Source organism: Frankia sp. CcWB3, assembly GCF_977927595.1.
Genome location: NZ_CDWRCK010000369.1, coordinates 1 through 3048 on the forward strand (window position 1 = coordinate 1; position 3048 = coordinate 3048).

Annotated in this window: 2 protein-coding genes; one reads left to right on the forward strand and one right to left on the reverse strand. The window is 70.5% G+C overall.

Going from position 1 to position 3048, the window contains the following annotated elements:
* The coding region (ftsZ, locus tag ACY5KJ_RS19220) for a cell division protein FtsZ (RefSeq protein ID WP_462204026.1) at window positions 1-1085 on the reverse strand (1085 nt) is incomplete at its 3' end.
* A gap of 433 nt (window positions 1086-1518) precedes the next feature.
* Between ftsZ and murC the strand changes: the two genes are divergently transcribed.
* Window positions 1519-3045: a UDP-N-acetylmuramate--L-alanine ligase gene (gene murC, locus ACY5KJ_RS19225; protein ID WP_462204027.1), complete on the forward strand. Its 1527-nt coding sequence runs from the start codon at window positions 1519-1521 to the stop codon at window positions 3043-3045.
* Window positions 3046-3048 lie beyond the last annotated feature (3 nt).

Sequence of the window (3048 nt, forward strand, 5' to 3'; positions counted from 1 at the left end):
GTCGGCAGCGGCGGCAGGATCGTTGTCGCGGGCGAGGTGGCCGGGGCGGCCACGGTCGGCGGCCCGGCAGCCGACCCGCCGGCCGGCCCCGGCGGGCGCCACTGCCCCGCGGCGTTGAGGGTGCGGGTCCGCCGGTCCTGGACGGTGTCGAAGCCGGCGGCGATGACCGTCACCCGCACCTCGTCCCCGAGTGCGTCGTCGATGACCGCACCGAAGATGATGTTCGCTTCCGGGTGGGCCGCGTCGGCGACCAGTTCGGCGGCCGCGTTGATCTCGAACAGGCCGAGGTCCGACCCACCCGAGATGTTGAGCAGCACCCCCTGGGCCCCGTCCATGCTCGCCTCGAGCAGGGGGGACGCGATGGCCTGTTCGGCGGCGACGGTGGCCCGGTCGTCGCCGCGGGCCCGTCCGATGCCCATCAGGGCGCTGCCGGCATGGGACATGACCGTCTTGACGTCGGCGAAGTCCAGGTTGATCAGGCCGGGCGTGGTGATCAGGTCGGTGATGCCCTGGACACCGGAGAGCAGCACCTGGTCGGCGCTGCGGAAGGCGTCGAGAACGCTGATGTCCCGGTCCGTCATCGCCAGCAGACGGTCGTTCGGGATGACAATGAGGGTATCGACCTCATTACGAAGAGTGTCAATACCGGTGTCAGCCTGGGTGGCCCGGCGCCGACCCTCGAAGGTGAACGGCCGGGTGACCACACCGATGGTGAGTGCTCCGAGGGAGCGGGCGACGTTCGCGACGACCGGCGCACCGCCGGTACCCGTGCCACCACCCTCACCCGCGGTGACGAAGACCATGTCGGCCCCCTTGAGGACCTCCTCGATCTCCTCCCGGTGATCCTCGGCAGCCTGGCGGCCGACCTCGGGGTCGGCTCCGGCGCCGAGGCCTCGGGTGAGCTCACGGCCGACGTCGAGTTTCACGTCGGCGTCGCTCATGAGCAGGGCCTGGGCGTCGGTGTTGATGGCGATGAACTCGACGCCCTTGAGACCGACTTCGATCATCCGGTTGACGGCGTTGACGCCACCACCACCGATCCCGACGACCTTGATGACCGCGAGATAGTTCTGTGGGGCAGCCATGCGGTGTCGGTCCTCCAGCGGCGTCGGTGGTCGGACGGGGGTTACCCCGCCCCTGCGCCGCCGCGGGAAGGCGGAGCCACGCGGCGAGCGGGAAAGCAGTCGAAGCCTCAACCTTCACCGTCAGCTAGACGGTTACAGTTATGTCAACTTCCGACTGTGGATCGGACAGTAGGCACGGCTCCGGCGGTGGTCAAGGACGCTGTCGGCGCGTCACAACTTTCCCCGCATGGTGGCTTCGCCACCATGCGGGGCCCCCGCCCCGGAAGGGGTCTGTGATAGCCGTGGCTCGCCTCTGGCGACCTCCCCTGGACAGCCGGCGAGGGCTTCGTCTCAATGTACGGGTCCCGCTCAATGTACGGATCCCGGCACCCGGCCGTGCCACGGATCAAGGGACCTCACCATCCCCGGAGCCGATGATGGTGTACTGCCTCCCGTGACCGGTCAGCGCACCCAGCACGTCCATTTCCTCGGCATCGGAGGCAGCGGCCTGTCTCCGCTGGCCCAGATCCATCTCGCGGGCGGCGGGACGGTGAGCGGCAGCGACTCCGAGGACTCGCCCCGGGTGGCGACCCTACGCGCACGGGGGGTACCGATCCGGATCGGGGCCACGCCCGGTCCGGCCGCCGTCGCCGCCGAGCTCGCCGGTGCGGATGTCGTGGTCGCGTCCAGCGCGCTGCCCGACGACCATCCGGAGATCGTCGCCGCCCGCGCGCTCGGTCTGCCCGTGCGCCGCCGTTCGGAATGGCTACCGGAGCTCACCGCCGGGTACCGGCTGGTCGCCGTCGCCGGTTCGCACGGCAAGTCGACCACCTCGGCGATGCTCACCCTGGTCCTGCGCGCCGCCGGGCTGGATCCCACGGCGGTCATCGGCGCAGAGGTGTCACAGCTGGGGGGGAACGCGCTGGCCGGCTCCGGCGACGTCTTCGTCCTGGAGTCCGACGAGTACGGCGGCGCCTTCGCGGGCCTCGACCCGAGCATCGCCGTCATCACCAACGTTGAGTGGGAGCACCCCGACGTCTTCCCCGACGAGGCATCGGTCCGGGCAGCCTTCGCCGCGTTCGCCCGACGGGTCCGGCCGGGTGGACGACTGGTTGTCTGCGGAGATCATCCCGGGGTGGTCGCCGTCCTCACCGAGCTGGGTCGCCAGCGGCCCGGCAAGGACGTCGCGGTGAATAAGGACGTCGCGGTGAATGACGTCGCGGTGATCGACTACGGCTTCGAGCCGGAACGCCACTGGCGCGCGGTCGACGTCGTCACCACCGCGGGGGACGACATGACCGGGGCGACCGTCCTGCGGGCCGGCCAGGAGGTCGGTGCGCTGACCCTGACGATACCCGGCCGACACTCGGTGCTGAACGCGCTCGCGGTCCTCGCCACCGCCACCGAACTGGGAGTCGCTCCCGCCCAGACCCTCACCACCCTGACGACCTTCACCGGCGCGGCCCGACGGTTCGAGTTCGTGGGCTTCTGGAACGGCAGCACCGGCAGCACCGGCACCGGGCCCGCCGGAGGTCCGGGCAGCCTGGAGGTGATCGACGACTACGCGCATCATCCGACGGAGATCCGTCTGACGCTCGCCGCGGCCCGTTCGCGGGCTCGGGGACGGCAGATCTGGGCGGTACTCCAGCCACATACGTTCAGTCGGTTCGCCGCGCTGCTGGATGACTTCGCGGCCGCGTTCAGCGACGCCGACCGGGTATACGTCACCGACATCTATGCCGCCCGCGAGACCGACGACCTCGGTCTGCATGCCGTCGACCTGGTCAAGCGGGTGAGCGAGCCGGCGGCAACGTACTACGTGTCCTGGTCCGAACTCGTCGAACGACTCGCCACGGACGTCCGCGCCGCCCTGAGCGACGAGGCGTCGCGGGGGGTCCTACTGCTCACGCTCGGAGCGGGAACGAGCACCACGGTCGGTCCCCGGCTACTGGCCGCCCTGGGCTTCGCGGCGGCCGGTTGACCT